Annotated in this window: 16 protein-coding genes; 6 read left to right on the top strand and 10 right to left on the bottom strand. The window is 71.5% G+C overall.

The annotated features are described in order from the left end of the window. Position 1 precedes the first annotated feature (1 nt). A complete protein-coding gene (gene lgt, locus ACFHYO_RS03595) occupies positions 2–889 on the bottom strand; it encodes a prolipoprotein diacylglyceryl transferase (protein WP_394318445.1) in 888 nt (295 codons plus the stop codon). A 187-nt stretch (positions 890–1,076) separates the two neighbouring features. On the opposite strand from lgt, the gene ACFHYO_RS03600 reads away from it, so the two are divergent. Beyond that, entirely contained in the window at positions 1,077–1,403 is a 327-nt protein-coding gene (locus ACFHYO_RS03600; protein WP_168782260.1) for an accessory factor UbiK family protein, read from the top strand. Between the two features lie 823 nt (positions 1,404–2,226). Here the strand turns inward: ACFHYO_RS03600 and rpoH are convergent. After that, on the bottom strand, positions 2,227–3,129 hold the full coding sequence (gene rpoH / locus ACFHYO_RS03605; RefSeq protein ID WP_036707169.1) for an RNA polymerase sigma factor RpoH: 903 nt from the start codon (positions 3,127–3,129) through the stop codon (positions 2,227–2,229). Between the two features lie 106 nt (positions 3,130–3,235). Further along, positions 3,236–4,303, bottom strand: coding sequence for an RluA family pseudouridine synthase (locus tag ACFHYO_RS03610; RefSeq protein WP_394318447.1), 1,068 nt, complete (start codon positions 4,301–4,303; stop codon positions 3,236–3,238). Between ACFHYO_RS03610 and ACFHYO_RS03615 the strand changes: the two genes are divergently transcribed. The 3 genes from ACFHYO_RS03615 to ACFHYO_RS03625 all read left to right on the top strand — a co-directional run bounded on the left by ACFHYO_RS03615 (position 4,302) and on the right by ACFHYO_RS03625 (position 6,706). Then, on the top strand, positions 4,302–4,607 hold the full coding sequence (locus ACFHYO_RS03615; protein ID WP_394318449.1) for a DUF6476 family protein: 306 nt from the start codon (positions 4,302–4,304) through the stop codon (positions 4,605–4,607). The genes ACFHYO_RS03610 and ACFHYO_RS03615 overlap by 2 nt on opposite strands. Before the next feature lie 164 nt (positions 4,608–4,771). Further along, positions 4,772–5,836, top strand: coding sequence for a uroporphyrinogen decarboxylase (hemE, locus tag ACFHYO_RS03620; RefSeq protein ID WP_394318451.1), 1,065 nt, complete (start codon positions 4,772–4,774; stop codon positions 5,834–5,836). Between the two features lie 3 nt (positions 5,837–5,839). Further along, the gene (locus ACFHYO_RS03625) at positions 5,840–6,706 is read left to right on the top strand and encodes an EamA family transporter (protein ID WP_394318453.1); all 867 of its coding nucleotides are present in this window, start codon (positions 5,840–5,842) and stop codon (positions 6,704–6,706) included. Between the two features lie 14 nt (positions 6,707–6,720). Here the strand turns inward: ACFHYO_RS03625 and hemF are convergent, their stop codons facing one another. Next, positions 6,721–7,575, bottom strand: coding sequence for an oxygen-dependent coproporphyrinogen oxidase (gene hemF / locus ACFHYO_RS03630; RefSeq protein ID WP_394318579.1), 855 nt, complete (start codon positions 7,573–7,575; stop codon positions 6,721–6,723). Positions 7,576–7,691: 116 nt separating this feature from the next. Between hemF and ACFHYO_RS03635 the strand changes: the two genes are divergently transcribed. Further along, the gene (locus ACFHYO_RS03635; protein ID WP_394318455.1) at positions 7,692–8,114 is read left to right on the top strand and encodes a hypothetical protein; all 423 of its coding nucleotides are present in this window, start codon (positions 7,692–7,694) and stop codon (positions 8,112–8,114) included. A gap of 3 nt (positions 8,115–8,117) precedes the next feature. Here the strand turns inward: ACFHYO_RS03635 and ACFHYO_RS03640 are convergent, their stop codons facing one another. Beyond that, positions 8,118–9,134 carry a class I SAM-dependent methyltransferase gene (locus tag ACFHYO_RS03640; protein WP_394318457.1) on the bottom strand — a complete coding sequence of 339 codons (1,017 nt, stop codon included), beginning with the start codon at positions 9,132–9,134 and terminating at the stop codon, positions 8,118–8,120. 1 nt (position 9,135) lies between these two features. Further along, positions 9,136–9,483: an ATP-dependent Clp protease adapter ClpS gene (gene clpS / locus ACFHYO_RS03645; protein ID WP_394318459.1), complete on the bottom strand. Its 348-nt coding sequence runs from the start codon at positions 9,481–9,483 to the stop codon at positions 9,136–9,138. Positions 9,484–9,699: 216 nt separating this feature from the next. On the opposite strand from clpS, the gene ACFHYO_RS03650 reads away from it, so the two are divergent. After that, positions 9,700–11,403 (top strand): D-alanyl-D-alanine carboxypeptidase family protein, encoded by a 1,704-nt coding sequence (locus ACFHYO_RS03650; RefSeq protein WP_394318461.1) that lies wholly within the window; start codon positions 9,700–9,702, stop codon positions 11,401–11,403. An 838-nt stretch (positions 11,404–12,241) separates the two neighbouring features. Here the strand turns inward: ACFHYO_RS03650 and ccoS are convergent. The 4 genes from ccoS to ccoG are packed head-to-tail and all read right to left on the bottom strand — an operon-like array spanning position 12,242 to position 16,594. After that, on the bottom strand, positions 12,242–12,400 hold the full coding sequence (gene ccoS, locus ACFHYO_RS03655; RefSeq protein ID WP_036699659.1) for a cbb3-type cytochrome oxidase assembly protein CcoS: 159 nt from the start codon (positions 12,398–12,400) through the stop codon (positions 12,242–12,244). Beyond that, on the bottom strand, positions 12,400–14,583 hold the full coding sequence (locus ACFHYO_RS03660; RefSeq protein WP_394318463.1) for a heavy metal translocating P-type ATPase: 2,184 nt from the start codon (positions 14,581–14,583) through the stop codon (positions 12,400–12,402). Before ACFHYO_RS03660 ends, ccoS begins: the two co-directional genes overlap by 1 nt. Then, positions 14,583–15,134: a FixH family protein gene (locus ACFHYO_RS03665; RefSeq protein ID WP_081962493.1), complete on the bottom strand. Its 552-nt coding sequence runs from the start codon at positions 15,132–15,134 to the stop codon at positions 14,583–14,585. The genes ACFHYO_RS03660 and ACFHYO_RS03665 overlap by 1 nt, the downstream gene beginning before the upstream one ends. Continuing rightward, positions 15,134–16,594: a cytochrome c oxidase accessory protein CcoG gene (gene ccoG, locus ACFHYO_RS03670; RefSeq protein ID WP_394318465.1), complete on the bottom strand. Its 1,461-nt coding sequence runs from the start codon at positions 16,592–16,594 to the stop codon at positions 15,134–15,136. The genes ACFHYO_RS03665 and ccoG overlap by 1 nt, the downstream gene beginning before the upstream one ends. Positions 16,595–16,716: the final 122 nt, after the last annotated feature.

Raw genomic sequence — 16,716 nt, forward strand, 5'->3', positions numbered from 1 at the left:
GTCACGGGCGGGGGCCCGGGGGCGGCCTGCGCCGGGCGGCGAGGATGAAGCCCAGCCCGATGAGCAGCATCGGCAGCGAGAGCAGCTGCCCCATCGTCAGCCCCCAGACCGGCCCGCCGAGGACATGGCCCCAGGGGTTGTCGGGGGTGACGAACTGCGCGTCGGCCTGGCGGAAGAACTCGACCACGAAGCGCGCCAGCCCGTAGCCGGCCAGGAACACCCCGAGCGCCAGCCCCGGCCGGCGCAGGCCGCCGCGGCGGACGAGGAGGAAGAGGATCAGCCCGAGCAGCAGCCCCTCGAGCCCGGCCTCGTACAGCTGGCTCGGGTGGCGCGCGCAGGGGCCGACGACGCCAGGACAGTCCTGCGCGGCGGCGCCGGGGAAGATCACCCCCCAGGGCGCGTCGGTCGGGCGGCCCCAGAGCTCGGCGTTGATGAAGTTGGCGATCCGGCCGAGCAGCAACCCGGCCGGCGCCGCGACCGCCAGCGCGTCCGCGAGCCGCAGGGGCGGGATGCCGTTCCGGCGCGCGAACAGCGCGGCGGCGATCACCACGCCCAGGAAGCCGCCGTGGAAGGACATGCCCCCCTGCCAGACCTTCACGATCTCGGCCGGATTGGCGAGGTAATAGGCGGGCTCATAGAAAAGCACGAACCCGAGCCGGCCGCCAAGGATCACGCCGGCCACGATCCAGGTCAGCAGCTCCTCGACCTGGCCCGCGCGCATCGGCGCGGTGCCGCCCCAGAGCGCCGGGCGGCGCATCAGCGCGGCGATGATCCACCAGCCGAGCAGCAGCCCGACGAGATAGGCCATCGCGTACCACCGCAGCGCGAACTCGCGCCCCGCGAGGGTGATGGTGAAGATGTCGGGCGAGATGTCGGGAAAGGGGATCATGGGACCTCGGGCGCGCGACGCAGGGCGGGGACGGGCGCGCCGGTCGGGGCGCGCGCCACCGGGGCTGCTTGGCCCCGCCGCCGCGGGGTGTCAACCGCGGCGGATTGAACGCAGGCCCCGCCCCCGCCATATTGCCCCCGGATGAGGCGCCCGGACCGGCGCGCCCCTTGGCAACAGGATGACGCGCATGACCACCCAGAAACCCGGCAGCGGCGGCCTTTTCGACGACATGTCGCGGCTGATGAGCAACGCGATGGGCGTGGCGCAGGGCGCCCGCGACGAGGCCGAGACGGCGATGAAGGGCTGGGTGGACCGCTGGCTCGCCGACCGCAACCTCGTCACCCGCGACGAGTTCGAGGCGGTGCGCGAGATGGCGATCAAGGCGCGGACGGAGAACGCCGAGCTGCGGGCAATGATCGAGACGCTGCGGGGTGAGGCTGCGGGTGGTGCTGGCAGCAGCGTCGCGGGCAGCGCCGGCGCGGCGGGCGGTGCTGGCGACGCGCAGGGTAGGTAAGACCGGCCGTGCCGCAGGCGAGGCGATGTCGTGCTGGGGGGCTCGCGGAGTGCCTCTCGCGGCGCCCTCGAGATGCATTAGCAGCCGGCGCGGGTTGGATCGCGAGCGCAAGAAACCGCGCCGGTGTCGCTCAAATGACGTTAGCGGACGCAGACGGGCGGTTTGGCTGTCGAGAGCGACGATCCTACTCTGAAGCCGACGGCCTCGCGTTTGCCTAGAAGGCGAAGACGAAAGACGCGCAACTGCGGTCGGAGCTGAGCTGGGAGCTGGGGCCGCGCAGCTTGCGTCGCCAGAATCGAATTGGCCCGCCGCGAGCGGAACGCGAGCAATCGCGGCAGGCGGTCCGCTGGGAGTTCGGCCAATTCCATAGCCTCACACCAACAACTATCGAGCGTGGCCAGTCGGGAGCTATGCCGGTCTACCAATTACCCTCGGTTTAAGACAATTGTGCGCGCCTGACACGGTTTGTGCGGATAGCGAATATCTAGCGGCAGTGCAGGTCAGCCTGACGCGAAACTGCGCTTATCGGCCCAGTCGGGGACGCTCACAGCCGCTAGCCACATTGACGAAGTGGACCACGATGGCTCCACATCGAGGTGCATCACGCTAGTCGCACGTCATCACCAATTCGCAGAACACTGCCCGCGTCGTGTGGATATGGCCGTCAAAGGGCTGGTCTTGCCATCGCCTCACGACTGAGCACCAGCCATAATTGAGCACCAACCATAAAGCCGTTGGCCATCCGGGGCGGCACGCCTTCTCCGCGAAGGGCGGCAGGACTTCCTGCCCAGCGGGGCCGCAACCTGCCACGCCCCTAGCCCCCTTACTCCTCTCCCATCTCCATGCCGCGCTCGCCGGCCAGGCGGCGCATCCGCTCCTGCAGCTTCTCAAACGCCCGGACCTCGATCTGCCGGATGCGCTCACGCGAGACGCCGTAGCGCCCCGACAGGTCCTCGAGCGTCACCGGGTCGTCGCGCAGACGGCGCTCGGTGAGGATGTCGCGCTCGCGGTCGTTCAGCACGTCCATCGCCGCGGTCAGCATAGACCGGCGGGTGTCGAGCTCGTCCGCCTCGGCATAGGCCTCGGCCTGGTTGGCGGTATCGTCCTCGAGCCAGTCCTGCCACTGCGCCGTCGAATCGCCGTCGGCGCTGCCGACCGTGGCGTTCAGCGAGGCGTCGCCGCCCGACAGGCGGCGGTTCATGTCCACCACCTCCTGCTCGGTCACGTTCAGGTCGTGGGCGATCCGGGCCACGTTCTCGGGCCGCAGGTCGCCCTCTTCCAGCGCGCCCAGCTTGGCCTTGGCCTTGCGCAGGTTGAAGAACAGCTTCTTCTGCGCCGAGGTGGTGCCCATCTTCACCAGGCTCCACGACCGCAGGATGTATTCCTGGATCGAGGCGCGGATCCACCACATCGCGTAGGTGGCAAGGCGGAAGCCCTTCTCAGGATCGAAGCGCTTGACCGCCTGCATCAGGCCCACGTTCGCTTCCGAAATTACCTCGGCCTGCGGCAGGCCGTAGCCGCGATAGCCCATGGCGATCTTGGCCGCGAGACGCAGGTGCGAGGTCACGAGCTTGTGCGCGGCCGCGCTGTCCTCGTGATCCACCCAAGCCTTGGCGAGCATGTACTCTTCTTCCGGTTCCAGCAGCGGGAACTTGCGGATTTCCTGAAGATAGCGGTTCATCCCCTGTTCGGGGCTGGGGGCCGGAAGGTTGGTGTAGCTGGCCATCGGTGTCCTGCAATGTGGCCGCATCGGGCATCGGCGCGGGCAATCTAGCGGGTGTCGGGTTAACCGAGTGGAAACGCCAGTCGGGGACTTCGGGTTCCTGAGCGTTTCACTTCGCCGCCGTGGCGTCACCGGCCCCGCGCAGCGCGTCGAGCAGCGCCGCCATGTCGGGCGGCAGCGGGCTGTCGAAGGCCAGCCAGCGGCCGTCGTCGGGGTGGGCAAAGCCCAGATGCGCGGCGTGCAGCGCCTGGCGCGGGAAGGCCGCCACCTCGGCCGCCGCCGCGCCCAGCGCCCGGGTCGAGGCGCGACGGGCGCCGCCATAGACCGGGTCGCCGATCAGCCCGAGGCCGCAATAGGCGAGATGCACGCGGATCTGGTGGGTGCGCCCGGTCTCGAGCCGGCATTCGACCAGCATCGCCGCGGGCGGGGTGCCGAAGGCCTCGCGCATCACCGCCCGCGTCACGGCGTGGCGGCCGCGCTCATGGCTCACCGCCTGGCGCTGGCGGTCGGTGGGGTGGCGGCCGAGGCGTGTGGCGATCCTGAGCACGTTGCCCGGCTCGAAGCTGACCCCGGCAAGGCCGCGCAGCCGCGGGTCGGCCGGGTCGATGACGCCGTGGGCGAGGGCGAGATAGCGGCGGGCGGCCGAGTGATCCTCGAACTGGCGGGCGAGCGACTGGTGGGCGCGGTCGGTCTTGGCGACGACCAGCAGGCCCGAGGTGTCCTTGTCGATGCGGTGGACGATCCCCGGCCGCGCCGCGCCGCCGATCCCCGACAGGCTGCCTGCGCAATGAGCGAGCAGCGCGTTCACCAGCGTGCCGTCGGGCGTCCCCGGCGCCGGGTGGACGACCATGCCCGCGGGCTTGTCGATGACGATCAGCGCGTCATCCTCATACGCGATGTTCAGCGCGATGGCCTGCGCCTCGGCCGCGATCGGGCGCGGCGGGTCGAGGCGGATGCTGTAGGCGCCGGGCAGCGCGCGGGCCTTGCCGTCGGTGACTTGTCCGGCGGGCCCCGCGACGGCGCCCTCGGCGATCAGCCGGGCGAGGCGCGAGCGTGACAGCGCGGCCGACGCTGGCGCGGCGGCGGCCAGCGCCTTATCAACGCGGTCGGGTATCTCGCCAGTCTCGGCGAGGGTGATGACGAGAGCGGCGTCAGGGTCAGAGGTAAGATCGGGCATGGCAGGCGATGATAGGGGCACGGCCGGGGCGGCGAAAGTCCCCGAACTGGCCTGGCTGCGCCGGGTGGTGACGGGGCTCGCGCTGGCGATGGGCGTCGGCATCCTGTCGCTGGTGGCGATCCTGTGGCTGCGGCTGTCGCAACCGCCGCTGCCGGTGCTGCCCGAGGGGGTCGCGCTGCCCGCGGGGGCGCGGGCCGCGGCAGTGACCTTTGCCCGCGACTGGACGGTGGTGGTGACCGAGGCGGGCGAGGTGCTGGTCTATGACCGCGCCGGGCAGTTGCGGCAGCAGGTGGCGGTGGAATAGGCCCCCTGGCCCAGCGCGCCGCTTGGGTGGCAGCGCCGAGGGGTCTTTGGGCCAGAAAGAAGTGGTGTGCGGACGCGAAGGCTCCAGGACCCCAACCCCCGCGGCAATCCGCGCACGCCCGCGCCGCTTGCGCTGCGCCGTGCGGCTTGCGACAAGGGCGCACCATGACCGACGCCCCCTCCCCCGCCGCCCCGGCCCCGACCAAGACCATCCTGCGCGCGCTGGCGGGGGAACGCCTGCCCACGCCGCCGATCTGGATGATGCGGCAGGCCGGGCGCTACCTGCCCGAATACCGCGCGACCCGCGCGCAGGCCGGGGACTTCCTGTCGCTCTGCTACAATCCCGACCTCGCCGCTGAGGTCACGCTGCAGCCGATCCGCCGCTACGGGTTCGACGCAGCGATCCTGTTCGCCGACATCCTGTTGGTCCCGCAGGCGCTCGGCTCCGACCTGTGGTTCGTCACCGGCGAGGGGCCGCGGCTCTCGACCACCACCACCCCGGCCGAGTTCGCGGCGCTCAAACCCGCCGGCGCGGTCCACGAGACCCTCGCGCCGGTTTACGAGACGATCCGCATCCTGCGCCGCGAGTTGCCCGCCGAGACGACGCTGATCGGCTTTGCCGGGGCGCCGTGGACGGTCGCCACCTACATGATCGCCGGGCGCGGGTCCAAGGACCAGGGCGCGGCGCACGCGCTCAAGGCCGCTGACCGGGCGACCTTTGCGGCGATCATCGACCGGCTGACCGAGGCGACGATCGAGTATCTCTCGGCCCAGATCGAGGCCGGGGCCGAGGTCGTGAAGCTGTTCGACAGCTGGGCCGGCAGCCTCGAAGGCCAGGATTTCGACGATTTCTGCCGCGCGCCGATCGCCCGGATCATCGCCGCGCTGAAAGCGCGTCACCCCAGCGTGCCGATCATCGCCTTCCCGCGCGAGGCGGGGGCGCGCTACGTCGGCTTCGCCCGGGCGACGGGGGCGGATGCGGTGGCGCTCGACAACTCGGTCGCGGCCGAGTGGGCGGCGGCGAACGTGCAGGTGGACGGCTGCGTGCAGGGGAACCTCGCGCCCGGGCACATGGTCACCGGCGGTCCGGCGCTGGTCGACGAGACGCGGCGGATCGTGCGGGCGTTTGCGGGCGGGCCGCATATCTTCAACCTCGGGCACGGGATCACCCCCGACGCCGACCCCGAGAACGTCGCGCTGATGGTCGAGACGGTGCGCGCCGGGGCCTGACCCATGTGGATCGCGGCCACGCTGATCGCCGCGCTGGCCCAGACCGGGCGCAACGCGGCGCAGGCGGGGCTGACCGCGCGCATCGGGACGCTGGGCGCGACCGGAGTGCGGTTCCTCTTCGGCCTGCCCTTCGCGGCGCTGTTCCTTGTCGCCGTGGCGCAGGTCGCGCCGCTGCCGGCGCTGACGGCGCCCGCTGCGGGCTGGGCGCTCGTCGGCGCTCTGGCCCAGATCGCCGCCACCGCGCTGATGCTGTCGGCCATGCAGCGGCGCGGCTTTGCCGTGGCCACGGCGCTGGTCAAGACCGAGCCGCTGACGCTCGCGCTGATGGGCGCGGCCGTGCTCGCCGAGCCGCTGGGGCCGGCGCGGCTCGGCGCCATCGCCACCGCCACGCTGGGGGTGCTGCTGCTTTCGGGCGGCGGCTGGCAGCGCGCGGGCGGGCGCCCGGTCGCGCTGGCGGTGGCGGCCGGGGCGCTGTTCGGGTTGTCGGCGCTGGGGTTCCGGGCGGCGATCCTCGCCCTCGGCGACGGCCCGAGCGTCGCGCGGGCGAGCGTCGTGCTGGTGCTCGCGCTGGCGATCCAGACGCTGCTGATCGGCGGCTGGCTTGCCGCCCGCGACCGACGCGCCCTGCGCGGGATGACGTCGGCGTGGCGCGAGTCGCTCGGCGCCGGGTTGCTCGGCGCGCTCGCCTCGCAGTTCTGGTTCATCGGCTTCGCGCTGGCCCCGGCGGCGGACGTCCGCACCCTCGCGCTGGTCGAGGTCGTCTTTGCCGCCGCCGTCTCGCGCCGCCGCCGCGAGGCGATGGGGCGGCGCGAGCTGGCCGGGATGGCGCTGGTCGTGGCCGGGGTCGCGTGGCTCCTGCGCGCCGCCTGAGGTTCAGCGGGCCGTCAGACCCATTTCGCCAGCGGCGGCAAGCTCATGAGCACCGCATCGGCGTTGTGCCCGGTCTCGAGCCCGAACTTCGTCCCCCGGTCATAGACGAGGTTGTATTCGGCATAGAGCCCGCGGTGGATCAGCTGCACGTCGCGGTCGGCGGCGTCGAAGGGCGTTTCCATGCGCCGCTCGGCCAGCGGCAGGAAGGCGGGCAGGAACGCCTCGCCCACCGCGCGGGTGAAGGCAAAGTCCGCCTGCCAGTCGGCGGTGTTCAGGTCGTCGTAGAAGATCCCGCCCACGCCCCGCGCCCGGCCGCGGTGGGGGATGAAGAAATACTCGTCCGCCCAGGCCTTGAAGCGGTCGTAATAGTCGCTGCCGTGCGGCAGGCAGGCGGCGCGCAGCGTGTCGTGGAAATGCCGCGTGTCCTCGGCATATTCGAGGCAGGGGTTGAGGTCGGACCCGCCGCCGAACCACCAGGCGCCGGGGGTCCAGAACATCCGGGTGTTCATGTGCACGGCCGGCGCGTGCGGGTTCTGCATATGCGCAACGAGGCTGATGCCCGAGGCCCAGAACCGCGGGTCCTCGGCCATTCCCGGCACCCCGCGGGCGGCCATCGCAGCCTGCGCGCGGGGGGCGAGCGTGCCGTGCACCTCGGACCAGTTCACGCCCACCTTCTCGAACACCCGGCCGCCGCGCATCACCGACATGATCCCGCCGCCGCCATCCCCGGCCCGCGCCGTCGGCGTCACCTCGAACCGCCCCGCGGGCGCCGTCCCGCCCGCGCGATCCTCGAGCGCCTCGAACGCCGCCACGATGCGGTCCCGCAGCGCGTGGAACCAGCGCGCGGCCTCGGCCCGTTCGGCGGTCATCTCGGACGCCAGCCCGCCAACCCTCTCGGATGCCCTGTCCATCGCCGGTCCTTTCGTGATTTGCCGCCCGGTGCGGGCTGGGGCTACTCTTGCCCATCTGCTTAGAGGCGCGCCCGATGACCCGCAACCTGACCCTGTCCCTGACGGCCGTGCTGGCCGGATCGCTGATGCTCTCGGCCTGCGGCACCCCGCAGGAGCAATGCGTCGCCCGCAATACCCGCGAGTATCGCGTCGTCTCGAACCTGCTGGCCGAGGTCGAGGGCAACCTCGCCCGCGGCTACGCCTGGCAAGAACGCGAGATTACCCGGACCGAGTGGCGCGACTGCCCGGTGGTGGTGCGCGACCGCGACGGCAACCCGCAGTGGCGCACCCGCCCTTGTCTGCGCGACGTCTCGGACACCGAGCGCTACCGCGTCGCCATCGACCCCGCGGCCGAACGCCGCAAGGCCGAGAACCTGCGCCAGAGGCAGGCGGCGCTGCGCAGCCATGCCGAGGCCGCGGTCCGCGCCTGCCGCGAGGCCTTCCCCGAGCCGCGCTAAGCTTCAGCGCCGGCCCTTGGTGCGTCCCGCGGCAGGGCGGCCGGCGCCCGATCGACGCTGCCCGGCGCCGGTCGCGCTCAGCAGCTTGAAGCGGGAATCGCCGCCGATCTCGGCCACCTCGGCGAAGCTCTCGGCCAGCACCGGCTCATACGGCAGCTGACGGTTGGCGACCATCCACAGCCGCCCCGCCCCGGTCAGCAGCCCGGCCGCGGCGCGGATGAACTGCGCGCCCAGCTGCGGATCGGCGGCCCGCCCGGCATGGAACGGCGGGTTCATCACCACCCCGTTCACCGGCGCGGGCAGGCGGAAGCGGGTGGCATCGGCCCAGTGGAACTGCGCCCGCGGATCACTGACGTTCCCCCGCGCGCAGTCGAGCGCCGTGTGGTCGGCCTCGACCAGATGCACCACCTGCACCCCCGGCCGGGCCAGCACCTGCGCCGCAAGCCAGCCCCAGCCAGCGCCGAGATCGACGACGCGCGACGGCATCCGCTCGGGCAGATGCGCGGCGAGCAGGACCGATGCCGGGTCGGCGCCATCGGCCGAGAACACGCCCGGCCGCGTCACGAACCCGTCCACCACCGTCTCGCGCGCGGCCCAGCCGGCCGGCAGCCAGTCGCCCTCGGGGACCGTGAGGCGAAAGATCTTGCCGTGCGCGCGGGACTGCACGTCCTCAACCGGGACCAGCGCCCTGAGGTCGCGCAGCATCGCGTCGATTCCGTCGGTCTTCTGCCCGTCGATCCAGAGCGGCGCGCCCACAGGCAGCACCGCGGCCGCCGCCGCGACCCGCGCCCGCGCCTCGGCCCGCGCCCGCGGCATCACCACCACGGCCGCCTCGGCCGGGCCGGTGATGCCCGGCGCCACCGTGAAGCCGGCCGCGGCGAGCGCGTCGTGATCGGGCCGGAACCCCTGCGCGATCATCACCCGCGCGGGGTCCAGCCCCGCCACGTCGCCCGGCCGCCCGCCGACGACGAGCAGCCGTCCCGCGGGCGGGTCGATCAGGTCGAGCCGCGAGCCTGCCACGCTATTCCTTTTCCATCGTGCATTGCAGCGGGTGCTGCTGGCGGCGCGCCAGCTCCATCACCTGCGCGACCTTGGTCTCGGCGACCTCGTGCGAGAAGACGCCGACGACCGCGATCCCCTTGCGGTGGACGGTCAGCATGATCTCGATCGCCTGGGCGTGGGTCATGCCGAAGAGCCGCTCGAGGATGTGGACCACGAACTCCATCGGGGTGAAATCGTCGTTGAGCAGCAGGACCTTGTACATCGGCGGCCGTTGCGTCTTCGGGCGCGTCTTGACCGCCAGATCCTCGTCCCCATCGGTCCGGGTCGGCGGCTTGCCAAGGGTGATGGGGGTCGCGAAGCTTCGCACGGCACGTCGTCCTGCAGGGATGGGGTCCGGGGGCAATATAGGGATCGGCGCGGGCATGAAAAGTCCACAGCCGCCGGCGGGTGGCCGCTGGTCGGGGTTCACGCGGCAAAAATCGGACAAATACGCGGTTTCCGCATCCGAGACCCCGTGCTATTGTCGGATCATTAACAAAGGGCGTGCAAGAAGAACGCGTCCGCGAGCAGAGAGACCGGGGCAGTGAACAGACTTTACAAGACCCTCGTTGCGGGGTGGCTGGTGCTGATCGGCGCGATGATGCCAGCAGCGCTGTCCGCCGCACCCTTTGCAGCCTTCGTCATGGACGGGCGAACGGGCAAGGAAATCTATTCCCAGAATGCGGATGCGCGGCTGCACCCGGCCTCGCTGACCAAGATGATGACGCTCTACATGGCCTTCACGGCCATCGAGCGCGGCCAGGTCCGGCTCGACTCGCGCTTTACCGTCTCGACCCACGCCGCAAGCCAGCCGCCGTCGCGGCTGGGCCTGCGCCCGGGCCAGCAGATCGAGCTGCGCTACCTGATCCGCGCCGCGGCGGTCAAATCCGCCAACGATGCGGCGACCGTGATCGGCGAGGGGCTGGCCGGGTCCGAGGCGCAGTTCGGCGCCCAGATGACCCAGATGGCCCGCGCGCTGGGGATGCGGAACTCGAACTTCCGCAACGCCAACGGGCTGACGCAGGAGGGGCATTACTCGAGCGCCCGCGATCTCAGCATCCTCGGGCGGCGGTTGTTCTATGATTTCCCGCAGTATTACTCGATCTTCTCGCGCCGCACCGCCGATGCGGGCGTGGCCACGGTCGCCAGCACGAACAAGCGGTTCCTCGACAGCTATGCGGGCGCGGACGGGATCAAGACCGGCTACACGCGCGCGGCGGGTTTCAACCTGACGGCGTCGGCGCAGCGCGGGTCCAAGCGGATCATCGCCACGGTGCTGGGCGGTCAGTCGACGGCGCAGCGCAACGCGGTGATGGCGCAATTGCTGGATGCCGGCTTCGGCCGGGCGCCGGCGCAGGTCCGCGAGATCCGGCCCGAGGCGCCGGCCTATCTGGCCGACAAGAAGCGCGTGGTGAAGGTCGCGCGCGCCGCCCCCGAGACGCAGCCGCCGGTCGCAACCGCCCGCCCGGTGCGCGGCTCGACGGTGGCGCTGGCGGCCGTCCCGGTCGCGGTGCCTGCGCAGCCCAAGGCTGCCGCCCGCGTCGCCGCGGCGCCGGCCGCCGACACGCAGGCCGAAGCGGTGGCGGGCGCCGTCGCTGCCGGTCGTGTGGCCGGCGCGCGCCCCTCGCGCCGTCCCGACGAAGCCCCCGCGGCAGTGAAGGTGGCCGAGGCCCCTGCCCCCGCCGACCCCAAACCCGCGGCCGAGGCCGAAGCGCCCCGCGTCGCCAGCGTCTCGGCCGACCGTCCCACCCGTGCGCCGCGGAAGGGCGCCGACGCCTCGACCGACGCCCCCCCTGCGGCGACCGGCAAGGCGGCCAAGGCCAAGGCGCCCCGCACCCCCGGCTCGACCTTCGCGGCCGAGGCGGCGCGGGCGCCTGCGGCGGACACGAAGCTCGCCCGGTCGGCCAAGCCGGTCCGCAAGTCCGACACGGTGATCCTCGCCGCGATGGAGGAGGAAGAGGGCGACCGCTCCGAGCCCGAAGCGACCGAGATCGTCTCGCGCCCCTCGACCGGTCGCGGCAAGTTCGCGATCAACGTCGGGCGCTTCAAGACCAAGGCCGAGGCCGAGCAGTTGCTGCTGCGCCTGGCCCTTCAGGAGAGCGCGGTGCTCGACAGCGCGACGCGGCGCGTCGGCAACACCCCGAAAGGGTGGGAGGCGACCTTCACCGGCCTCTCGCGCGACAGCGCCCGGCTGGCCTGCGACAAGCTCGCCGCCCGCTCGCAGCGGTGCCGGGTGCTGGGGAACTGAGCGCACCACCAGGGTGACGAGTGTGAGGCCCGGACGTGTTGTCCGGGCCTTTTGCTTTTGGGGGATGAGAGGCGCGGGGAGGCTGAGTTGCGGAAAGGGCCGCATTTGCATCGTGCGGGCCGCCGGAGGGCAGCCGGAAAGCAGGTCCACGGGGTGCGCAGACGCCATCGGTTGGGCCGGACGACCTGTGGATCACGCGCAGAGGAGCGACGGCGTCCTTGGGCGCCGTCGCCGCTGGCGGTAAGCCGTGACGGGTTGGGGCGGTAGGTGCCGCCTACACCGGGCGGGAGGGGACACGACGTTCATTCCGGAGAAACCTGCTTCATGGCGCTGGCCAAGCCGAGGGAGCGCCGGGCTGAACCGCGCTTGCCAGTTTATTGTAGCAATCCGGTGGCAACCCGGCAGAAAAGCGCAGGCCGCGCTCGGATCCTTCACCGCCTGACCAGCGAGTTCCGCCCATTGCTCCGCGCGACGATCCGGCATAAAGACGTACGGGTTCTCTCGAAGAACCGTGTCCATCAGAACGTTACCTCTCCCAACAACGGCAGGGGTGCGCGGATGATGCCGTCAGAGAAAGGCAAGGCCGCAGACGTTGCGGTACGCCATCGCGCGACCACCCCTAAAAATGCTAGGGCGCTTATCACGGGACAGGATAAGCCAAGCCGCGCCGGACCATCTGCCTTTTGCCCGTCCGCTACTCCGCACACTCCCGGTCGTCTAACCCGTGTCTATCAAAGCAAGGAAGGCCGTCGGCGGCTTTGCCTACCTGCCTGGTGCACGGCGAGCGGGTGGAGGGCGCACCGTACTTGGTCCGCCATCCCAACACTGCCCCCTGCCCTCACGGCTTCGGCTTGTCGTCCCACTCGCTGCTGAGGATGCGCGCCGCATCACCCTTGGGGTCCTCATACTGTCGGTTCCTCAAGGACCACAGGAAGGCCGCGAGGCCGAGCGCACCAAGGCCCAGCGACGCGGGGATGAGGAAGATCAGCACGTCCATCAGCGCACCCTCAAGGCGTTCAGCGTCACGCTGATCGAGCTCAGCGACATCGCCAGCGCCGCCAGCAGCGGCGTCGCGAGGCCGGCCACGGCCACGGGCACCGCGACGATGTTGTAGAGGATCGACAGGGCAAAGTTCTCACGGATCCGCAGCGCCGCCGAGCGGGCGACGTGCACCGCCTCGGCCACCGGCCCGAGCGCGCTGCCCATCAGCACCATGTCGGAGGCCACCCGCGCGGCATCGAGCGCGCTCGCCGGCGAGATCGAGGCGTGCGCCCCCGCCAGCGCGGCGGTGTCGTTCAGCCCGTCGCCGACCATCAGCACCTTGTGCCCCTCGGCCGCGAGCGCCGCGACCGCCGCCGCCTTGTCCTGCGGCGTCATCCCGGCGCGCCAGTCGTCGATCCCGAGCTCCTCCGCGATGGCGCCCGCCGCCCCGGCGGCATCGCCCGAGAGCATCATCACCCCCAGCCCCTGCTTGCGCAGCGACGCGATGGTGGCCGCGGCGCCCGGCCGCAGGCTGTCGGCAAAATCGATCCGCCACACACGCTCGCCGATCCGCAGCCAGCTTGCCGCGCCCTGGGCGTCCTCGCCCCTCCCGGCCCAGTCGGCGCGGCCGAGCCGGACCGTCTCGCCGTTCCAGCGCGCCTCGACGCCGTAGCCGGGCCACTCGCGCAGCTCGTCCAGCCGCGCCGGCGCGACATCGAGCGCCCCGGCCAGAGCGCGCGACAGCGGATGCGCCGAACCGCCCGCCAGCGCCGCGGCCACCGCCTGCGCTTCGGGCGGCAGCGCCGCCGCCACGACCCGCGGCGTGCCCATCGTCAGCGTGCCGGTCTTGTCGAAGACCACCGTATCGACCTCGGCCAGCCGCTCGAGCGCGGTGCCGTCCTTGATCAGCAGCCCGCGCCGGAACAGTCGCCCCGAGGCCGCCGTCACCACCGCCGGCACCGCGAGCCCGAGCGCACAGGGGCAGGTGATGATCAGCACCGCCGCCGCCACGTTCAGCGCCACCCGCGCGTCGCGGGTGATCCAGAGCCAGCCGAGGAAGCTCGACAGCGCCATGAGGTGGACAACCGGCGCATAGGCGCGGCTCGCGCGGTCGGCGACCGAGGTATAGCGGCCCCGCGCCGACTCCGCCGCAGCAACCAGCGCCGTGAGCCGCGCCAGCGAGCTGTCGCGGCCCGCGGCCGTGACGCGCAGGGTCAGCGGGCCGGTCAGGTTGACCTCGCCTGCCGAGAGCTCGGCCCCGGGCCGCGCGGCCACGGGGGCCGACTCGCCCGTCAACAGCGAGCGGTCGATCTCGGACGCTCCCTCGGTCACCACCCCGTCAGCCGCCACCCGCGCCCCGGGGCGCACGAGGATCAGGTCTCCCGGCACGAGGTCGGCCACCCGCACCTCGACCGGCGCGCCATCCTCGAGCCGCAGCGCACGCGGCACCTCGAGCGCGGTCAGCTCTTCGGCGGCCGAGCGCGCGACGGCCCGGGTGCGATAGTCGAGATAGCGCCCGACGAGCAGGAAGAAGCACAGCATCACCGCCGCGTCGAAATAGGCGTGATGCCCCGAATGCAGCGTCTCGAAGACCGAAATCGCGCTGGCGAGGATCAGCGCCAGCGAGATCGGCACGTCCATCCCCAGCCGCCCGGCCCGTAGCGCCCGCCAGGCGCTCGAGAAGAACGGCTGCCCGGCAAAGGCCACGGTCGGCAGCGCGATGGCGCCGGAAATGAAGTGGAACATGTCCCGCGTCGCGTCGTCGGCCCCGGACCAGACGGCGACGGACAGGATCATAATGTTCATCATGGCAAAGCCCGACACCCCGATCCGCATCAGGATGTCGCGCCCCTGCCGGTCGGCGGCGGTCGCGGTCAGGGCGGCGGGATCGAGCTCGAAGGCCTCATAGCCGATCCGGTCGAGCGCCGGGATCAGGTCGGCGGCCGCCACCCCCGCTTCGGCATCCACCACCACGCGGCGCAGCGACAGGTTCACGCGCGCGGCGTGGACGCCGGGCTGGGCCGTCAGCACCCGCTCGACATCGGTGATGCAGGTCGCGCAATGGACGGCGGGGACCGACAGCATGATGTCGCCGCGCACCGGGTCGGGACGCCCGATCCGGCCCGCGAGCGGCGCCACGTCACAGGCGGGGCAGGCGCTCAGCCGCGCCTCGTACCCTTGAGCGGCGGCATCCGTCATCACTTCACCTCGGCGCCGGCATAATGGTCGATCCGCTGCCGGAATACGGTCCCGTCCCCGGCTTCCGCGGTGATATGGATGTTCCACAGCCCCGGCGCCAGCGTCAGCGGCGCCCGGAACACGCCGCCGTCGTAGGTGAAGACCGGGGTCTGGTCGTCGCGGACATGGGTGGGGCGGCCCACCGTGGCGCTGAGCGTCCGCACCCGCGCCGGGTGGCCGTCGCGGTCGCGGATGGCCAGCGTCAGCTCGTGCCCGTCATAGTCCGGCGTCACCGTCCAGCCGAGCTTGTCCTGCGCCGCCCGCTCGCGGTCGAAGCGCTGCGAGGCGACATAGGAGTTCGTCGTCTCGAGCCCCGGGAAGGTCTGGACCGCCTGCGTGGCGAGCCAGATGTTGATGCCGATGATGACCCCGAACATGCCCACGGCAAAGCCGAGCATGTGCCGGCCGGTGAAGTTCCGGCTGAGCGAGAACAGCAGGAACGGCAGCCCGAAGATCGCCGCGACCCCGAGGATGAGGCCGTAGGGGCCGACGGTGGAGAGCACGGCACCCATCAGCGGTCGGTCCCGTGGAAGACGGTGCCCACGGTGGCCCGGCGGTGCGAGGTGGTGTCCTCGATCCACATGGTCACCGGCGTCTGTCCGCCCGTCGCCAACGCCGAGGCGGGCTCGGCGGTCAGGTAGACGCGCTGCTCGAAGGTGGCGTCCTGGTTGACCGTCACGGTCCCCGGCTCGCCCTCGAGCGTCACCGCCAGCCCCGGGATCGGCGCGCCGTTGGCGTCGCCCGCCCCGATGGCGAAGGTCTTGACCTCGCCCTGCTTGTTGCGCAGCCGCATCTCGTAGGTGTTGCGGATCGAGCCGTCCGACATGGTGACGAAGAGCGGGCTGCGCACCGGCGAGACGTTGAGGTCATAGGGCGAGCGCATGAACAGCGCCACGATCAGCCCCACCCCGATCGCCCCCCAGAGCGTGAAGTAGAGCAGCGTCCTCGGCCGCAGCACGTGGCGCCAGAGCGAGGCGCCCTCGTGCCCGGTCTTCTCGGCGCTTTCGTCCTCGAGCGCCATGTAGTCGATCAGCCCGCGCGGCTTGCCGATCTTGGCCATGATGTCGTCGCAGGCGTCAATGCAGAGCGCGCAGGTGATGCATTCAAGCTGCTGGCCGTCGCGGATGTCGATGCCCATCGGGCACACGTTCACGCAGGCATAGCAGTCGATGCAGTCGCCCTTTTCGCCGGGCGGCACGTCGGACTTGGTGCGCTCGTCCTTGCGGATCTTGCCGCGCGGCTCGCCCCGCCACTCGCGGTAGGCGACGGTCAGCGTGTCCTCGTCCATCATCGCGCCCTGGATGCGCGGCCAGGGGCAGGCGTAGATGCAGATCTGCTCGCGCGCGAAGCCCCCGAAGAAGAAGGTGGTCGCGGTCATGATGGCGATGGTGGTGTAGGCGACCGGGTGCGCGTGGCCGGTCACGAGGTCGCGCAGCAGCGTTGGCGCGTCGGCGAAGTAGAATACCCACGCCCCGCCGGTCAGCAGGCCGATCAGCAGCCAGAGCGTCCATTTGGTCACCCTGAGCCGCGCCTTCCGGGCGTCCCACGGCTGGTTGTAGAGGCGGATGCGGGCGTTGCGGTCGCCCTCGACCCAGCGCTCGACGAGGATGAAGAGGTCGGTCCACACGGTCTGCGGGCAGGCGTAGCCGCACCAGACCCGACCCAGCGCCGAGGTGAAGAGGAAGAGCCCGAGCCCGGCCATGATCAAGAGGCCCGCGACGAAGTAGAACTCGTGCGGCCAGATCTCGATCCAGAAGAAGAAGAAGCGCCGGTTGGCGAGGTCCACGAGCACCGCCTGGTCAGGCAAGCCCGGGCCGCGGTCCCACCTGATCCAGGGCGTGATGTAGTAGATGCCGAGGGTGAGTGCCATCAGCACCCATTTCAGGTTGCGGAACGTCCCCGAGACGCGGCGCGGAAAGATCGGCTCGCGCGCGGCGTAGAGCCGCGGGGGTTCATTTTCGACACTCGACATGGACTTCTCCTGCCCGGCGTGGGCCGATCCTGGGTGGCGCGGACGGACCCGCCAGCGAACGGGCCAGAGCAGGCCCGGCGTTCATATAAGCCATCCGCGATGCGTCTGAGAGGGACGGTTTG

It is taken from the genome of Paracoccus panacisoli (assembly GCF_042435015.1).
Lineage (GTDB): Bacteria > Pseudomonadota > Alphaproteobacteria > Rhodobacterales > Rhodobacteraceae > Paracoccus > Paracoccus panacisoli.